Genomic DNA, 16,208 nt, shown 5'->3' with positions numbered 1-16,208 from the left:
GAGCTGGCGATGCCCGCGAGCGAGCGCAGGCTCGTCCAGACCGACGACTTCAACGAGACAGGCCGCGTGTACCGCGAGCTCGCTGACGCGACGCGTGCCTGGGCCGACGCCGTAGTGGCGTTAGACTCGCTGGCCATGGGACCGCTCATCTTCAGCCTCAACCTCACCCTGGACGGTTGCGTCGACCACCAGGAGGGGATCGCTGATGACGAGACGCACGCCTTCTTCACCCGTCTCATGGACGAGGGCGGGGCAATGCTGTGGGGTCGCGTCACCTACGAGATGATGGAGAGCTACTGGCCGGCCGTCGCCCGCGGCGACGAGGAGGCGCCGCCGGCCATGCGCGAGTGGGCGGTCAAGCTGGAGGCCAAACCCAAGTACGTGGTGTCGTCGACGCGCAAGCACTTCCCGTGGGCCAACAGCCACCACATCGCCGGTGATCTGCGCGAGGGCGTGCAGAAGCTCAAGGACGCGACCCCGGCCGGGGTCCTCCTCGGAAGCGGCAAGCTCGCGACCGAGCTCGACCGGCTGGACCTGATCGACGAGTACAAGATGCTCGTCCATCCCAGGATCGCCGGCCACGGCCCGACGCTGCACCAGGGCGGGCTGCCCGGCACGCGCCAGCTCGAGCTGCTCTCAGCGGAGCCGCTCCGCAACGGCGCGGTGGCCATGCACTACCGCCGCGCGCGCTGAATCACAGGAGCCCATCGCCGCCAGCTCACCGGCAGCGCGGCGTCCTCCTTGCGCTCGCCGTGCAGCGCCAAACGACTCCTCGAAGGCGAGGACGTCTTCGAAGAGCCCGGTCGAGGGCTCCGTGGATGTCGCCAGCGGCGCAGCATCGGCCCGAACGGCTACTACGAGGTCGATGCCCTTCTCCGCGCGGCCACGACATCATCGGCGACCCTGGCTAATTGACCGACGTCCTTGCGCTCACCCGCCGACGCCTCCAGGAGGATTCGGGACTGACGTCTACAGGCAGGAGATGATGCCGGCGAGCAGGCCGATGCTCAGGGGCGCGATCAAGGCGACCGAAGCGAGCACGGCACGAGCAGCAACGTTTCGCTCGTGCGGGCGCCGCGCGTGAAGTCGCTGCAGTCGGATTGCCACGTCCGCGCCCGCCATCGACAGAGCGGACGGCGGATGCGGCGCGCCAGCGAAGGTCAGCAGCGCATTTCGCACGGCCGCGTGGCCGCATTCGCGCACGGCAGCGGCGTCCGCACGCAGCTCGACGAGCAGACGGACAGCCGACGGCGCTTCCCGGGTCAACGGCAGCCAGGGTACGGCCGCCGCGAGCCCCTCCACGGCGGAAACGAGGACATGGTGACGCTCGCGCAGGTGGGCCCGCTCATGGCTGAGGACCGCGGCGAGCTGGTCTGCCGGCAGGTCACGGGCACAGCTGGCCAGGACCGTCACTCCACCGGATCCGCCGAGGCTGTAGGCCAACGGGGTCGGGTGCGGAATCCACAGCACCGCCGCCTCGCCGGGGATGGACACCCCGCCGGCGAGGGTGAGCAGATCCGCGTGGGCCCGCCGGGCGCGGTGGGCGCTGCGTGCCCGGCGGGCACACGTGGCAGCGAACTTGGCGAGCACGGCGAGCATGATCAGCGCCCCCGCTGCCCCGACAACCTCGTCGAGGGCGGGTGGGCGGCTGGGCCGAGTCCAGTGCCAGCAGATGCGGGCGAGGTCATGCAGCGCCCACTCGTGGGTGGTCCCCGGGGCGAGGAGCATGGCGATGGCGAGGACGAAAGTGGCGATCACCGCGAGGAGCAACCCGAGCCAGCCGAGCAACACCGCGATGGGGTCAGCCACGTGGCGAAAACACAGGCGCAGCGCGGCGGGGCCCCACCAGGCGACGGCGGCGGTGCCGGTGAGCAGGGCGAGCGCGAGGCTCACGTGCCGGATTCCCGCTCGTGCAGCACCTGCTTGAGGATATGCAGTTCGCGGTCGGAAGCCGACCGTGCGAAGTGCAGGAGTACCAGATCCGGGTGGGTGCTGGTCTCGATCACCTGGCGCAGCGCGCGGGCGGTGATCTCCTCACGCGTGCCGGCGGGGCGATAGCGGTACGCCTTGCCGTCTTTCTCCCGCACCGCCCAGCCCTTGCGGTGCAGGTTGTCGAGCACGGTGAGGATGGTCGTGTAGGCCAGGGCACGGTCGGTGGTGAGCGCCTCGAGGACATCTCTGACCAGCACGGGTTCGTCGGCGCGCCAGAGGACGTCCATGACGGCCGATTCGAGTTTGCCCAGCTCCGCCACGTGCTCCCCCTTCGTGCCCGTAAGCGTACGCGAGGCGACGCGGTGGGCCACCAGGACGTGCCGGGCCGGCGGAGGCCGCTAGTGGGCGCAGGGACCTGGTACCTCAGGAGCGCTCGACCGGCTCACAACGACGTCGAAGAAGGTCCATATTTACAGAGGGCGAAAAAGTTGCGTTCCGCAAGGTCCACCCCGGCAAGGACAGGGCGTATGAAGTGATGCGGGTCAATGCCGTACCCACCCCCAACGGCACTCCCAGAGGAGCTGGAATGCACAAGAAACTGCTGGCCGCCGCCGGCGCCGCCACCCTCGCCCTGCTGGCCTTCCCGTCGCCCGCCCAGGCCAACCACAGCTGGGGCGGCTACCACTGGGCGCGCACCGCCAACCCGTTCACCCTGAAGCTGGGTGACAACGTCAGCTCCCAGTGGGACTCTGCACTGTCTGGCGCCTCGGCCGACTGGAGCAAGTCCACCGTCCTGGACACCACCGTCGTGGCCGGCTCGACCAACCCGAAGAACTGCAAGGGCGTCAGCGGCCGGGTCGAGGTCTGCAACTCCACCTACGGCAACAACGGCTGGCTCGGCATCGCCTCGATCTCGATCACCGGCGGCACGCACATCACCCAGGGCACCGTGAAGTTGAACGACACCTACTTCAACACCGCCCAGTACAACACGCCGGCGTGGCGCAACCTCGTCACCTGCCAGGAGGTCGGCCACACCTTCGGGCTGGACCACCAGGACGAGAACTTCAACAACGCCAACCTCGGCACCTGCATGGACTACACCAACGACCCCAGCACCAACCAGCACCCCAACCAGCACGACTACGACGAGCTGGTGACCATCTACTCGCACCTCGACTCGACCAGCACCGTCGGCTCCGCGCCGGCCACCGCGTCGGTCGGCAACTCCCCCGAGTCCTGGGGCACGCTGGTCAGCGGCTCGCGCGCCGACCGGCACTCCACCTACGTCCGGCACTTCGCCGACGGCACCATGGTCGTCACCCACGTGATCTGGGCCTGATCGTCGGGTCGACCGCGGTGGAGGGGTCCGTTCGCCGGATCGCCGAGACAGGCTGCGGCCCCTCGCTATTGCGGCGAGGGGCCGCAGCGCTCGTGTGCTCAGACCGAGTTGCCGCACAGGGCGGCAGAGAGCGATCCGGCCGGGCTCGACCAGGACGTCAAAGCCCGGCCGGAGATACCCGGCTTACAGGCGGTCGAGGATCTTCTGCAGGGTCTGCACCTCCGCGGCCTGATCCGAGGCGATCTTGGCGGCGAGCGCCTTGGCCTCGGGGTTGCTGCCGTTGGCCTGCTCGGTCTTGGCCATCTCGATGGCGCCGTTGTGGTGGGCGATCATCATCTCGGCGAACTTCTTGTCGAACGCGGTGCCCTTGGCCGCGGCGAGGTCCGACATCTCCTGCTCGGACATCATGCCTGGCATGTCCGAGTTCATGCCCGGCATGTCATGACCCGGCGAGGCCGACATCCCCGGCATGTTGTGCCCGGGCGACGAACTCATGCCGGGCATGCTGTGGTTGCCGGGAAGCTCGGTGGGTTTTCCCCACGCCGTCAGCCACCCCTTCATGGTGGTGATCTCGGGATCCTGCGCCGCCTTGATCTTGGCAGCCAGGTCCTTCAGCTCCGGGTCGTTCGCCCGGGTCGGCGCCAGGTCGGCCATCTCGACCGCCTGCTGATGGTGCGGGATCATCATCTGGGCGAACATCACGTCCGCGTCGTTGAAGGTGGCGTTCGCCGAGGACGAGGTGCTCGTCGACGGACCGCTGTTGCCGTGCTCCATGCCGGCCATGTCGTCACCGCCCCCGCAGGCCGCGGTGACGAGCAGAGCGGACAGGGCGACGCCCGCGAGGGCGCCGCGGCGCAGGATGGTTCGCTTCATCAGGTACGTAGTCCTTGTCGCTAGGTTCTCGAAGATGGGGTCGTCGGATCCGGGCAGTCCCCGGATTCACGCGCTTCCTATGTCCGCAGGACCGACACAGCGGTCAGATGTAGCCCGATGGGGCGGCGAGGCGGAACTCGACGCCCGCCCGTCGCCGAGGACCGCGTGCCGGCCGCCAGGCTGAGGTCCCACCGGCGCTGCCGTAGCACCGAAAGGGAGCTGAGGACCAGGACGCTGCCCAGCACAGCCAGGCACACGGTGAACGCGTGAAGGCCGTCGCCGTGGCCGTGCGAGCCGTGGTGGCCCTGCTCTGTAGACGGCACAGTTTCGACCTTGTGGACGGCGGTCGTCATATGCCCGGCGCTGGAGGATCCGAGGTCGGGTGGGTGGCCGAAGGTGTGCATGCCGAACACGCCGAACGTCAGGGCGACGAGCAGCACCAGCCGCAGCAGCGTCTGCCTCCGCGGGCTCGGTTCGTTCACCATCGGACTTTTCATCCCAAACCTAGGCTAGTTGGTGTGAATGCAGCCGAGAGGGGTCCTGATCGCACGCGCCCCTCAGGGGGTCAGGTTCGGGATGTCGAACCACGTGAACGGCGGCCACGGCAGATTGCGGAGGACCGTGCTGTAGAGCAGGAAGGCGACGCCGTAGGCCCAGTAGACGCGCGGCGACCACCGTAGCGCGGGAAGCTCCCGCCCGAACCAGGCGATGCCGGCCCAGCGGACGCCCGTGTAGAGGAGGAACGGGACGGCGATCAGGGCGGCCAGGTGGTGGCGAGCCGCGTCGACGAGATCACCGTGCAGCAGGTAGTAGAACATGCGCGTTCCGCCGCAACCCGGGCCGTTGATTCCGGTAAGCGCATGCCACAGGCATGGGCCAGTGGGATCAGCGACCCGGTCAGTGGGGTTGAACCGGAGAACAAAAGACGCCGCCGCGCCGATGGCGCCCGCCAACGCCAGCGTCGCCGGACGCTGCGCCGTGCGATGCCTGTCCACCGCCACCTGTCGCATCCCACCCCCTCGTGTGCCCAACAGCACGAGTGCCGAGATGGGCATGAGACACCTATCCCGACACGTCTCTACTAACCGCGCATAGTAGATGGCATACCATGGGCACTTGGCGAGGGGACCACGCACGAGGAGATCAGGATGCCTGGCAGGTCTGCCAACAGGAGGATCTGGGCGGCCGGGCTGGTCGCCGTTCTGGTCCTGACCGCGGCCGCCCTGCTCGGTAGCCGATGGCGCGATCGCTCGGACACCGACCACCATGTCGCCACGACAGCGGTGAGCCACGTGCACGGGTTGGAGGTCAATCCGGCCGACGGACAGCTCTACGTCGCGACCCACCACGGCGTCGTGCGCATGTCCCAGAACCAGGCCTCACTGGTGGGCGACGCACGCCAGGACACCATGGGCTTCGCCGTCGTCGGCCCGGACCACTTCCTCGCCTCCGGCCACCCTGCGCCGGGACAGCCCGGGCCCGCTCACCTTGGCCTCATCGAGAGCCGGGACGGCGGCGACAGCTGGCAGTCCCTCTCACTGGCCGGGCACGCCGACTTCCACCTACTGCGCACGACCGGCGCGATCACCTACGGCCTGGACTCCACCTCTGGGACGCTGATGGCCAGCAGCGACCGGACCGCCTGGGACAGCCGCTCCCAGATCGACGCGTACGACCTCGCCATTGACCCGAAGCGGGCGGACACCATCCTCGCGACCACCGAAAGCGGCGTGCAGCGCTCGACCGACGGCGGCCGCACGTGGCAGCCGTCCGGCGGACCGCCGGTGCTACTCCTGCACTGGCGGGACGCCGAGCACCTCTACGCCGTCGGCGTGGACGGGCGGATCCTCCTGTCGTCCGACGGCGGTGAGACCTGGTCGCCCGCCGGCGGGACCGCGCCCGAAGCCCCTGTGGCGTTCACCGCGCACGGGGATCAACTCTTCGTCGCGACCCGATCGGGTGACGTGCGGCGCAGCAGCGACTCGGGGGTCAGCTGGCATGCGTTGGAGACCTCCCTGTCGTAACGGCGGTACCCCTCCCCCACCGCCCCTAAGCTGAGGCCAGCACGAACGCTCACACCACCCCCCGTGCTTACGGAGGTGACGTGTGACCGGTCGCGAAGACCCCGTGCCTGGCCGGCAGCCACCAGAGGCGGCTGCCGTACTGACCGCCCGGGGCCTGCGCAAGTCCTACCGCCGAGGACTGTCCCGCCGGCGTCAGCCCGTACTACGTGGGGTGGACCTCGACCTGCGGCCAGGCCAGGTAGTCGGGGTGATCGGCGAGAACGGCTCGGGCAAGAGCACCTTGATGAAGATCCTCGTCGGCGCGCTGCGCGCCGACGCGGGGACGATCGCGCACCGTGGGCGGATCGGCTACTGCCCACAGAGCCCGCAGTTGTATCCGAGGCTGACCTGCGATGAACACTTCGACCTCTTCGGCCACGCCTACGGCATGGCCGAGGAGGAGACGGAGCAGTCGCGGCGGTCACTGTACGACGAGCTGGGCTTCGGCCGGTACGCCCGCACCCGGGCCGAACGGCTCTCCGGCGGGACGCTTGCCAAGCTCAACCTGGCGCTGGCCCTGCTGCCGGATCCCGAGCTGATGCTGCTCGACGAACCGTACGCGAGCTTTGACTGGGACACGTACCAGAAGTTCTGGGACCTGGTTGGCGAGCGCCGCCGGGCCGGCCGTGCCGCTCTGGTGATCAGCCACTTCGTGGTGGACGAGGAGCGGTTCGACCGGATCGTGGCCATCACGGACGGCCGGGCGGCACCACGATGAGTGTCCTGGCGTTCGTGCGGCGGTTCCTCGCCGACTACGCCCGCAACCGGGTCAACCTGCTGCTGCTCGTCGTCGTACCCGTGGTGTTCGTGGTCGTGGTGGCCGGGACACTGGCCGACGCGGCGCGGATTCTCGGTGGCCGTGGTGGCGCGGCGGTGGAGGACGCCACGGCCGCGTGGTCGGCGGCGTTTCTCGCCGGGATCGGCATGTACTTCCAGAGTGCCGCGACCCGCGAAACGGACCAGCGGGTGGTGCTCGCCGGGCTGCGGCCGGCCCGCATGGTCGCGGCCCGGCTCCTCACCGGGCTGACGCTGGCGGTGCTGGTCAGCGCGATCGCGTTGCTCACACTCGCGTTGCGGACCGGCGTCGACCGGCCGGGCCACGTGGTCGTCGGGACGCTCATGGCGGCGGTCGTCTACGTCGGGATCGGGGCGGCCGTGGGAGCCCTGGAGCGCAACCCGGTCAATGGCACGGTGGTGATGCTGTTGATCTGGATCCTGGACGTATTCCTCGGCCCGGCGATGGGCGGCCAGGAGCGAGTCGGCACGCGGATCCTGCCGCTGCACTTCCTCACCTCGTGGATGGTGAATCTCCCATCGGGGCATGGCGGGCGGCTCGGCGACTTCGGGTGGGGCCTGGTGTGGACGGTCGTGGCCATGGCGGTCGCGTGGACCCTTGCGGTGTGGCGCACCCGGCGGGTTGGGGCGGTCCGCCGACGGCATCGGGCGGGCGGTTGGTGGGCTCAGTTGGCGGGCGCCGCCCGGGCGGCGCGGCGGGACGGGTACCGCAATCCGGCGCTGTGGGCGCTCTACGTCGCGGTCCCGGTGATCTTCATTCTGTTGGCCGACGCGATCACCCCGGAACAGCCCATCATCGTGACGGTGCGCGAGCACGGCCGGCGGCTGGCCGAGACGTATCCGATGCCGGAGGTGCACGGGGCGACGATGGCGCCGATCGCGGTCGCCTCGCTGGCGGCGTTGGCCGGCCTGTTCACCGTGCTGGACAGCCGTGCCGGCGATCGCCGGGTGGCGCTGGCCGGGTTGCGTCCGGCGGCGTTGCTGGCCGGTCGGCTCGGGGTGCTCGCCGCCGCAGGGTTGCTGGCCAAGGCGGTGTCGCTGGCCACCACGGCGTCGGTCTTCGACGCGGTCCGCTGGCCGGTGTACGCCGGTGGAAATGTCTTGGTCGCCGTCACGTACGCCCTCGTCGGTGCCCTCATCGCGCCGGTATTCGGGCGGGTCGGCGGCGTCTTCATGGCGTTCCTGCTGCCGTTTCTCGACCTTGGCATCAGTCAGAGCCCGATGCTGCGCGCCCAGCCGCCGACGTGGGCGAAGGCGCTGCCCGGTTACGGCGGCGTCAGGGTGCTGCTCGACGGCGCGCTGACGCGGGGGTTCGACGAACTCGACGCGCTGATCGTGGCGCTGGGGTGGCTGGTGGCGTTGTCGCTGGCCGTCACGGTGGCCTACCACTGGTCTGTGGCGCCACCGGGCCGCGCCCGGGCCGTGGTGCGAACTGCTGCGCCACAGCCGGAGAGGTCCGTCCCGTAGGCTCCTGTGCCCGGATGGACACGGCACGTTCGTCGGCCAGTGCGACCATCGGGAGGGTGCCGGCGACGTCGGCCCGGCCGGCTGTGTGCCGGCCGGGCCAGAGTCTCATCTGCTCAGTCGCGTCCTGCAGTGAGGCGCACCCGCCGGAGCAGCTGGGCGTTGAGCGCCACCACAATGGTGGAGGCGGACATCAACACTGCACCGAAGGCCGGGCTGAGGGCGATGCCGGCCCAGGCCAGGGCGCCGGCCGCGACCGGGATGGCCACGACGTTGTAGCCGGCCGCCCAGGCCAGGTTCTGCACCATCTTCCGGTACGACGCTCGGGACAGCCGGATCACGCCGGTGACCCCGCGCGGGTCGGAGCTGGCCAGGACCACGCCGGCGGATTCGATCGCGACGTCCGTGCCGGCCCCGATGGCGATGCCGACGTCGGCGCGGGCCAAGGCGGGGGCGTCGTTCACCCCGTCGCCGACCATGGCGACCGTCAGGCCCCGCGCCTGCAACGCGGCCACAGCGCGATCCTTGTCCGCGGGCAGTACCTCGGCGAACACCTCGTCCACGCCGGGCCGGAAGCCGAGGTCGGCGGCGACCGCCTCGGCAACGGGCCGGGCGTCCCCGGTGATCATCACGATCTTCTTCACGCCCTGTTCGCGCAGCTCGGCGATGGCCTGCCGGGCCTCCGGCCGCACCTCGTCCTCGAGCGCGAACGCGCCGACCGGTTCGGGTCGGCCGTCGGCCGGTAGCCGCACGAGATGCAGGACGGCGGCGCCCCGGGCCGACCACCGGCCGGTGACGGCCTCGAGGTCGGCGGGCACGGTGGCGTCGAGTTCCCGCAGCAAGGCGGGGCCGCCGACGCCGTACGACATGCCGTCGACGACAGCCTGGACGCCGCGTCCGGTCAGCGAGCGGAACTCACGGGCCTTGGCGGTCAGGCCACGGTCCTGGGCTGCCTTGACCAGAGCCCGGGCAAGTGGGTGCTCGCTGTCGGCCTCGACCGCACCAGCGATCCGCAGCACCTCGTCCTCGGTGAGCCCGGCGCTGGCGGCGGTGGCGGTGACGGTGTGGGCGCCCTTGGTCAGGGTGCCGGTCTTGTCGAACAGCACCGCGTCCACGCCCCGCATCCGTTCCAGTGCCAGGCGGTCCTTGACCAGAACGCCAGCCTTGGCCGACACCGCCGTCGACAGCGCGATCACCAGCGGGATGGCCAGCCCGAGGGCGTGCGGGCACGCGATCACCAGGACGGTCACGGTGCGGACCACGGCTTCGTTGACGTCGCCGACTGCCCACCAGGCGCCGAAGGTGATCAGCGCGGCAGCGGTGGCCAGGTAGAACAGCCAGGCGGCGAACCGGTCGGCGAGCACCTGCGCGCGGCCGGCGGACGCCTGCGCCTGGGCGACGAGCCGGCCGATGCCGGCCAGCGCGGTGTCCTCGCCGACGGCCTCGACGCGTACCCGCAGGGCGGAGTCGGTGGCGACGGTGCCGGCGACGACCCGGTCCCCGACGGCGCGCGGCACCGGCCGGGACTCCCCCGTGATCATCGACTCGTCCAGTTCCGCGGCGCCGTCGACGATGCGGCCGTCGGCGGGGACCCGGCCGCCGGAGCGGACCAGCACGACGTCGCCGACCCGCAGATCACCCACGGAGACCGGGTGCGGTCGGCCGGAGTCGTCGAGTCGTTCGGCGTCGTCGGGCAGCAGCGCGGCGAGGGCCGCCAGGGCGCCCTGGGCCTGCCCGATCGCCTTCATCTCCTGCCAGTGGCCGAGCAGCATGATGGTCACCAGCGCCGCCAGCTCCCACCAGAAGTCGAGGCTGAACGCGCCGAGGCTGGTGGCCAGTGAGGCCGCGTACGCCACGGTGATGGCCATCGAGATGAGCAGCATCATGCCGGGCGCCCGGTCGCGGACCTCGCGGACACCTCCGACGAGGAACGGCCAGCCGCCGTAGGCGAACACCAGGGAGCCGAGGATGGGGCCGACCCAGGTCATGCCGGGGAAGTCGAGGGTGTAGCCGAACCAGTCCATGACCATGTGACTGGTGGCCACGATCGGCACGGTCAGCGCCAGACTGAGCCAGAATTTTCGCCGGAACTGTTCCGGGTCGTGGCCGGCGTGCTTGTCGTGTCCGCCGCCGTGGCCGGCATGCCCCCCGTGGTGGTCATGGTGTTGGTCGTGTCCCGGGGAGTGGGTTGCCGCTGCATGCCTCTCGTGAGGCTGTGCGACCTGTGGATCATGGGCGCCATGTGAATGGTCGTGCGTGGTCGCGACGGCGGCGTGGCTGGTGTGGTGACGTGTCATTGGGGTCCACCTCCGCCATCAACATATACCCCTAGGGGGTATGGCACAAGTGGGGAATCCCCTCTGAATAGGGCCTTCTTTTCCTGCTACCCAGCAGGGGTAGGGCTTTCGGCCCAGGGAGCAGGGCCGATAGCCGCTGACGCCGGCGCGACGGCCGGGAGCGATGTCGGGGTGAAGCAGCGAGGAGGAGCCCGGTGAATGGCAACGGTTGGATCTGGGCGATGGGCGCGATGATGGTCGGCTGGCGGGTGAGAGCGGCGCCTCGGTCAGCTGGCAGCGCGCGGTCCGGCAGCGGGCAGGGTGACGGTGAACGTCGCGCCCTTGCCGCGGCCCTCGCTGGCGGCGGTGATCCGACCGCCGTGCTGGGTGACGATCGCGCGGGCGACGGCCAGCCCGATCCCCGATCCACCATGATCGCGGTCCCGGGCGGCGTCCGCCCGGTAGAAGCGCTCGAAGACGTGCGGTAGGTGCCGTACGTCGATGCCGTCGCCTGTGTCCGCGACGCTGACGTGAACACCTTCGTGGTCCCGGGTCGCGCGCACCGTCACGTGTCCGGCCGGCGGGGTGTGACGTAGGGCGTTGTCGAGCAGGTTGCCCAGTACCTGGCCCATCCGTTGCGCGTCGGCGTCGATCAGTCCGGCATCCGGTGCCACCTGCTCGTGCAGCGCTACGCCCTTGGCGACATACCGGGGTCGGGCGGCGGCCACAGCGGCGCTGACCAGTTCACCGGCCGCTACCGGCCGGCGGTGCAGGTCGAGTTGGTGCTCCTCCGCGCGGGACACCGCGACGACGTCCTCGGCCAGGCGCCGCAGTCGCGTCGTCTGCGCCCGCAGCACCGTCCAGGTTTCCTCGCCCTCGACCGCGATCCCGTCCTCGGCGGCGTCCACGTACGCCTCGATGGTGGCCAGCGGAGTGCGCAGCTCGTGCCCGAGGTCGGCCAGGAGCCGGCGGCGGGTCGTCTCCGCGTCGGCGAGGCGGGCGGCCATGGCGTTGAAGGCGGCAGCGACCGTGTCGAACTCGGGGCCGAAGCCGGGAGCGTTCACCCGCGCCGCGTACTCGCCCCGACTGACGTCGGCCGCGGCGGCGGCGAGTTGCGTGACCGGTTGTGCGAGGCGGCGGGCCAGGTAGGCGCTGACGGCGAGGGCTGCCAGCAGCGACGCGGCGATCGCGACGCCGAGGGCGAGTGCGCTCGCCGAGGCGTACGCCTCCTCGACGTGATGGGCGGTGCCCGGGTCGACCGGACCGGCGACCCGCCGTAGATGGCTGCGGAAGATCGCCGGGCCGACTGCGGCGGCTACCATGGCGAGGGTTGCGGCACCGGTGAGCACCACGAAGGTCTGGGCGGCGAGGAGTCGACCGGGAAGTCCGAGTTGCCCTCTCATCCCTGCCCCATTCGGTAGCCGACGCCGCGGACGGTACGGATGAATCGGGGGGCTGCGGGGTCGTCGCCGAGCTTGCGGCGCAGGTGGCCGATGTGCACGTCGACGAGGTGCTCGTCACCGACCCAGTCGGCACCCCAGACGAGGTCGATGAGCTGGCGGCGGCGCAGCGCCGTGTCCGGCTGGGCGGACAACGCGGCCAGCAGGTCGAATTCGGTACGGGTGAGTTCGACCGGTCGTCCGTCGACCCACACCTCACGGCCTGCGGTGTCGATCCGCAGGGCGCCGATGGCGCGGGCCGGCTGTTGCGGCGACGGGGCCACGGTGGCGCGAGGGCGGCGGAGCATGGCGCGGATCCGGGCCACGAGTTCCCGTGGGCTGAACGGCTTGGTCAGGTAGTCGTCCGCGCCGACGCCGAGGCCGATGAGCTTGTCGACCTCCTCGCTGCGGGCGGTGAGCATGACCACGTAGCAGTCGGTGAACGTGCGGATCTGGCGGCAGACCTCGATGCCGTCGAGGCCGGGGAGGGCGAGGTCCAGCACCACGACGTCCGGCTGGTCCCGCCGGACGGCTGCTACCGCGGCCCGGCCGTCGAAGACACAGCTGACCTCGTGCCCGTCGCGCTCCAGGTAGCTGGCGACGACCTTGGCCAGGCTGCGCTCGTCGTCGACCACCAGCACACGTACGCCCATGGGATCCATCCTGCCTCGGGCTGCGGTGTCGTCGTGCGCAGGTGACGTTGCGGCGCTCATGAAGATTCACTGAAGAATGCGGGGCGACGTGGTCGCCGGCCAACTGCGGAAGCCAGGCTGCAGGCAGGGTTCCTCGTAGGCGAAGGAGCAGCCATGTCCCCCACCCTCACCCGTCGACGACTGTTGGCCGGCATCGCCGGGACAGTTGGTCTCGCCGGGGCGGCCGGCGCCGCCGCCTGGGCGGGCGGCCTGTTCGACCCGCAGCTCGTGGCACCCGGCGGGGACCTGGTGGCGCGGACGGAGGCGGCCAGGCGGCGGCCGGGCGGCCGCACCGTGTCGGCGACGTTGAACCCCCGCCCGGTCACTCTCGATCTCGGCGGCCGGCAGGTGCAGACCTGGGGGTACGACGAGTCCGCGCCCGGGCCACTGATCCGTGCGCAGGCCGGAGACGTGCTCCGGGTCGAGGTCACCAACGGCCTCGCCGCCGAGACGAGCGTGCACTGGCACGGGGTCGCGCTGCGCAACGACATGGACGGTGTGCCCGGGGTGACCCAACAGGCGATCGCCGCGGGCGGACGGCACACCTACGAGTTCACGGTCCCCGACCCTGGCACCTACTTCTACCACCCGCACTCGGGGGTGCAGCTCGATCGTGCGCTCTACGGGGTGCTGGTCGTCGACGACCCGCACGAGGCCGGCCGGTACGACCAGGAGTGGATCGTGGTGCTGGACGACTGGGTCGACGGTACCGGCCGCACACCCGAGGACGTGTTGGCATCGTTGCAGTCGATGGGTGGCCACGGAGACATGGCCGGCATGGATCACGGCAGCATGGGTGGCATGACCGGCATGTCCATGGGCGGCATGGAGACGATGACCTCGCCCGTGCTGGGTGGCGCCGGTGACGTGGCCTACCCGCACTATCTGGTCAACGGCAGGACCCCGCAGGCTCCCGTGACCTTGGCCGGTCGGCCGCGCCAGCGGGTGCGGATCCGTCTGGTCAACGCCGCCTCGGACACCGCGTTCCGGGTCGCTCTGGGGGGCCACCGCCTCACCGTCACCCACACCGACGGTTTCCCGGTCACGCCCACCACCGGCGATGCCCTGCTGCTGGGGATGGGTGAGCGGGCGGATGTCACGGTGGACCTCGGCGACGGTGTCTTTCCCCTCGTGGCAGTTGCCGAGGGCAAGGACGGACAAGGGCTGGCGGTGGTCCGTACCGGCGCGGGGGGCCTCCCTGGCGCCGCCGTGCGACCCGCGGAGCTGGACCGCCGGGTTCTGCTCACCGGCGGGCTGCGTGCCGCCGAGGCTGTCACGCTGGAGCGACGCCAGCCGGACCGTGTTCACCGTCTGGTGCTGAGTGGCTCGATGATGCCCTACCGCTGGACCGTCAACGGCACCACCTTCGACAAGCTCGATCCCCTGGTGGTGGGGCAGGGCGAGCGGGTGCGGTTGGAGTTCGTCAACCAGACAACCATGTTCCATCCCATGCACGTGCACGGGCACACCTTCGCGGTCGCCGGCACCGGCGCGCGGAAAGACACGGTGATTGTCGTGCCCAAGCAGACGGTGGCTGTCGAATTCGACGCCACCAATCCGGGTCAGTGGATGACCCACTGCCACAACATCTATCACGCGGAGTCGGGGATGATGGCGAACCTGGCTTACCAGGCATAGCGATCCCCGAAGCGCAGCAGGCGCGCGGAAGGCCCCTGGCTTCGACGGGCCAGGGGCCTTCCGGATCACTCGTGGCGCCAGGTGACTCGGCGGAAACCCGCGATGGGCATGTAGCTGATCGGAGTGACCTGGACGGGCTTGCCGGTGCGAGGCGCGTGCACCATCAGGCCGTCACCCAGATACAGACCCATGTGGTGCAGGTCGCTGAAGAAGAACACCAGGTCACCGGGTCGAGCCTGAGGCCGGAGCGGTCACCCGAATTTCGTACGCGGTGTTCCTGCTACCGGCTGACGACGTGCCAGAGCGGCCCGGCGGCGAGACCTGCGGCGAGGCTGAGCGCCGCCGCGGACACCGCCAGGCGCGCCGACCATCGGCGAGGGCTCAACCGCGACTCCACCGAGAGCATGTCCTCAGGGTGGCGGTAGGTGGGCGTGATCCAGCGCAGGTAGTAGAAGAGGCTGAGCACGCTGTTGCCGAACACGACGACGGCGAGCCAGGCGTATCCCCCGTCCCAGGCCGCGGTCGCGGTGGTGAGCTTGCCGACGAACACCGCGGTCGGTGGCGTGCCAACAAGGCCGAGCAACGCGACCAGCAGGGCCGCGGAAAGCCAGGGCCGCTGTGCGGCCAGGCCGCGGTAGTCGGTGAGGTCGCGGCGCTCGGGCAGTGCGGCGCTGACCGCGAACGCGGCGATGTTGGTCGCGGTGTAGCCGGTGAGATACACCAGCAGCGACGGTAGGGCGAGCTCGCTGCGGCCGGCCGCGACGATCGGTACGAGCAGGAAGCCGACCTGGCTGACCGTCGACCAGCCGAGGAGCCGCCGGGGGTCGGACTGCCAGTACGCGGCGAGGTTGCCCAAGGTCATGCTCGCCACCGCGAGCGCCGCCACCAGCAGCGGCCACGACGATGACGGGGGAAGTACGGTGGCGAGCCGGTAGACCGCGACCAGCGCGCCGATCTTGGGCACGGTGGTGAGGAACGTCGCGGCCGTGGCCGTGGCTGCCTGCGCCGCGTCGGGGACCCAGAAGTGGGCGGGCACTCCGCCGGCTTTGAACATCAGGCCAGCGATGACGGCGAGCGCCGCGACGGTCACCGCCGCCCGCGGTGCGTCGGGGAGCCGGTCGGCGAGTTCGGCGTAGGCAGTAGTGCCGGTGACCCCGGACAGGATGGTCACCCCGAGCAGGAGCAGGATGCCGAACAAGGCCCCCATCAGGTACGTCTTCATGGCCGCCTCCGCCCCTGCGCCGGTGTGCGCGAGACCGATCAGCGCGTACAGCGGGATGCTGGCGAGCAGGAGCCCGACGGCGAGGGCGAGCAGGTCGTTCGCACCTGCCAGCAGCACGGTGCCGGAGGTGGAGAACAGCAGCAGGGCGTAGGTCTCGCTCTCCCGCGGGCTGCTGGAGATCTCGTCGGCGGCGATCGCCAGGATGAGCAGGGTGCCGGCCGCCGCGAGGATGCGGGCGATGCCGGTGGCCGTGTCGACGGCGAACGAGTCGTCAAAGGCGCTTGTCGCCGGGCTGCGGATCTGGATCGCGGCCGCGACGATCGTGGCGACGAGCACGGTGGCGGTGAAGACCCGGATGATCCACTGCCGGTGGCGGGGGACGAAGGAACCGCCGATCAGGGCGGCGAGCGCGCCGCCGGCGAGCAGCATTTCGGGCAGGAGCAGCAGCGGTCGCATCATCGCCGTCTCCACC

The 16,208-nt window shown here is 70.6% G+C and carries 15 protein-coding genes and 1 pseudogene; 6 read left to right on the top strand and 10 right to left on the bottom strand.

The genetic code is table 11. The features are described from left to right. Positions 1-135 precede the first annotated feature (135 nt). Complete coding sequence (locus ACGFI9_RS32435) at positions 136-693, top strand: dihydrofolate reductase family protein (RefSeq protein ID WP_393184214.1); 558 nt, start codon at positions 136-138, stop codon at positions 691-693. Positions 694-969: 276 nt separating this feature from the next. On the opposite strand, the gene ACGFI9_RS32430 is transcribed toward ACGFI9_RS32435, so the two are convergent. Then, positions 970-1,893: a M56 family metallopeptidase gene (locus ACGFI9_RS32430; RefSeq protein ID WP_393184094.1), complete on the bottom strand. Its 924-nt coding sequence runs from the start codon at positions 1,891-1,893 to the stop codon at positions 970-972. Then, complete coding sequence (locus tag ACGFI9_RS32425) at positions 1,890-2,252, bottom strand: BlaI/MecI/CopY family transcriptional regulator (protein ID WP_393184092.1); 363 nt, start codon at positions 2,250-2,252, stop codon at positions 1,890-1,892. The genes ACGFI9_RS32430 and ACGFI9_RS32425 overlap by 4 nt, the downstream gene beginning before the upstream one ends. Before the next feature lie 266 nt (positions 2,253-2,518). Here ACGFI9_RS32425 and ACGFI9_RS32420 point away from each other — a divergent pair, with 266 nt between their 5' ends. Further along, positions 2,519-3,274, top strand: coding sequence for a hypothetical protein (locus ACGFI9_RS32420; RefSeq protein ID WP_393184090.1), 756 nt, complete (start codon positions 2,519-2,521; stop codon positions 3,272-3,274). Between the two features lie 183 nt (positions 3,275-3,457). On the opposite strand, the gene ACGFI9_RS32415 is transcribed toward ACGFI9_RS32420, so the two are convergent. The 3 genes from ACGFI9_RS32415 to ACGFI9_RS32405 form a co-directional block, all read right to left on the bottom strand. Beyond that, positions 3,458-4,147, bottom strand: coding sequence for a DUF305 domain-containing protein (locus tag ACGFI9_RS32415; RefSeq protein ID WP_393184089.1), 690 nt, complete (start codon positions 4,145-4,147; stop codon positions 3,458-3,460). 77 nt (positions 4,148-4,224) lie between these two features. After that, positions 4,225-4,644: a DUF6153 family protein gene (locus tag ACGFI9_RS32410; protein WP_393184087.1), complete on the bottom strand. Its 420-nt coding sequence runs from the start codon at positions 4,642-4,644 to the stop codon at positions 4,225-4,227. A gap of 60 nt (positions 4,645-4,704) precedes the next feature. Then, positions 4,705-5,157, bottom strand: coding sequence for a DUF2752 domain-containing protein (locus tag ACGFI9_RS32405; protein ID WP_393184085.1), 453 nt, complete (start codon positions 5,155-5,157; stop codon positions 4,705-4,707). 138 nt (positions 5,158-5,295) lie between these two features. Here ACGFI9_RS32405 and ACGFI9_RS32400 point away from each other — a divergent pair, with 138 nt between their 5' ends. The 3 genes from ACGFI9_RS32400 (at position 5,296) to ACGFI9_RS32390 (ending at position 8,472) form a co-directional block, all read left to right on the top strand. Next, positions 5,296-6,171: a F510_1955 family glycosylhydrolase gene (locus ACGFI9_RS32400; RefSeq protein WP_393184083.1), complete on the top strand. Its 876-nt coding sequence runs from the start codon at positions 5,296-5,298 to the stop codon at positions 6,169-6,171. An 82-nt stretch (positions 6,172-6,253) separates the two neighbouring features. Continuing rightward, positions 6,254-6,928: an ATP-binding cassette domain-containing protein gene (locus ACGFI9_RS32395; protein ID WP_393184082.1), complete on the top strand. Its 675-nt coding sequence runs from the start codon at positions 6,254-6,256 to the stop codon at positions 6,926-6,928. After that, on the top strand, positions 6,925-8,472 hold the full coding sequence (locus ACGFI9_RS32390; protein WP_393184081.1) for an ABC transporter permease: 1,548 nt from the start codon (positions 6,925-6,927) through the stop codon (positions 8,470-8,472). Before ACGFI9_RS32395 ends, ACGFI9_RS32390 begins: the two co-directional genes overlap by 4 nt. Positions 8,473-8,585: 113 nt before the next feature. Here ACGFI9_RS32390 and ACGFI9_RS32385 read toward each other — a convergent pair whose 3' ends face one another. The 3 genes from ACGFI9_RS32385 to ACGFI9_RS32375 form a co-directional block, all read right to left on the bottom strand. Next, positions 8,586-10,766, bottom strand: a complete 2,181-nt coding sequence (locus ACGFI9_RS32385) for a heavy metal translocating P-type ATPase (RefSeq protein ID WP_393184079.1) — start codon at positions 10,764-10,766, stop codon at positions 8,586-8,588. Positions 10,767-11,032: 266 nt separating this feature from the next. Further along, on the bottom strand, positions 11,033-12,148 hold the full coding sequence (locus tag ACGFI9_RS32380) for a sensor histidine kinase (RefSeq protein WP_393184077.1): 1,116 nt from the start codon (positions 12,146-12,148) through the stop codon (positions 11,033-11,035). Beyond that, entirely contained in the window at positions 12,145-12,837 is a 693-nt protein-coding gene (locus ACGFI9_RS32375; RefSeq protein ID WP_393184075.1) for a response regulator, read from the bottom strand. The genes ACGFI9_RS32380 and ACGFI9_RS32375 overlap by 4 nt, the downstream gene beginning before the upstream one ends. Positions 12,838-12,990: 153 nt before the next feature. On the opposite strand from ACGFI9_RS32375, the gene ACGFI9_RS32370 reads away from it, so the two are divergent. Continuing rightward, positions 12,991-14,514 (top strand): multicopper oxidase family protein, encoded by a 1,524-nt coding sequence (locus ACGFI9_RS32370; RefSeq protein WP_393184073.1) that lies wholly within the window; start codon positions 12,991-12,993, stop codon positions 14,512-14,514. Between the two features lie 65 nt (positions 14,515-14,579). Here the strand turns inward: ACGFI9_RS32370 and ACGFI9_RS32365 are convergent. Together ACGFI9_RS32365 and ACGFI9_RS32360 are read right to left on the bottom strand one after the other, a co-directional pair. Further along, positions 14,580-14,759: pseudogene (locus ACGFI9_RS32365) on the bottom strand (C40 family peptidase); the annotation flags it as partial. 35 nt (positions 14,760-14,794) lie between these two features. Further along, positions 14,795-16,207: an NADH-quinone oxidoreductase subunit N gene (locus ACGFI9_RS32360; RefSeq protein WP_393184071.1), complete on the bottom strand. Its 1,413-nt coding sequence runs from the start codon at positions 16,205-16,207 to the stop codon at positions 14,795-14,797. Position 16,208 lies beyond the last annotated feature (1 nt).

It is taken from the genome of Micromonospora sp. NPDC048930, assembly GCF_043197935.1.
In the GTDB taxonomy this organism is placed as follows: domain Bacteria; phylum Actinomycetota; class Actinomycetes; order Mycobacteriales; family Micromonosporaceae; genus Micromonospora.
Note: the sequence above shows the minus strand (reverse complement) of the source record. Positions and strands in the feature narration are given on the sequence as shown.

Excerpts from the sequence above, each read along its gene's own strand:
- ACGFI9_RS32385 (WP_393184079.1), bottom strand. The coding sequence starts at position 10,766 with ATGACACGTCACCACACCAGCCACGCCGCCGTCGCGACCACGCACGAC.
- ACGFI9_RS32400 (WP_393184083.1), top strand. The coding sequence starts at position 5,296 with ATGCCTGGCAGGTCTGCCAACAGGAGGATCTGGGCGGCCGGGCTGGTC.
- ACGFI9_RS32410 (WP_393184087.1), bottom strand. The coding sequence starts at position 4,644 with ATGAAAAGTCCGATGGTGAACGAACCGAGCCCGCGGAGGCAGACGCTG.
- ACGFI9_RS32370 (WP_393184073.1), top strand. The coding sequence starts at position 12,991 with ATGTCCCCCACCCTCACCCGTCGACGACTGTTGGCCGGCATCGCCGGG.
- ACGFI9_RS32420 (WP_393184090.1), top strand. The coding sequence starts at position 2,519 with ATGCACAAGAAACTGCTGGCCGCCGCCGGCGCCGCCACCCTCGCCCTG.
- ACGFI9_RS32405 (WP_393184085.1), bottom strand. The coding sequence starts at position 5,157 with ATGCGACAGGTGGCGGTGGACAGGCATCGCACGGCGCAGCGTCCGGCG.
- ACGFI9_RS32435 (WP_393184214.1), top strand. The coding sequence starts at position 136 with ATGGGACCGCTCATCTTCAGCCTCAACCTCACCCTGGACGGTTGCGTC.
- ACGFI9_RS32415 (WP_393184089.1), bottom strand. The coding sequence starts at position 4,147 with ATGAAGCGAACCATCCTGCGCCGCGGCGCCCTCGCGGGCGTCGCCCTG.
- ACGFI9_RS32375 (WP_393184075.1), bottom strand. The coding sequence starts at position 12,837 with ATGGGCGTACGTGTGCTGGTGGTCGACGACGAGCGCAGCCTGGCCAAG.
- ACGFI9_RS32380 (WP_393184077.1), bottom strand. The coding sequence starts at position 12,148 with ATGAGAGGGCAACTCGGACTTCCCGGTCGACTCCTCGCCGCCCAGACC.
- ACGFI9_RS32390 (WP_393184081.1), top strand. The coding sequence starts at position 6,925 with ATGAGTGTCCTGGCGTTCGTGCGGCGGTTCCTCGCCGACTACGCCCGC.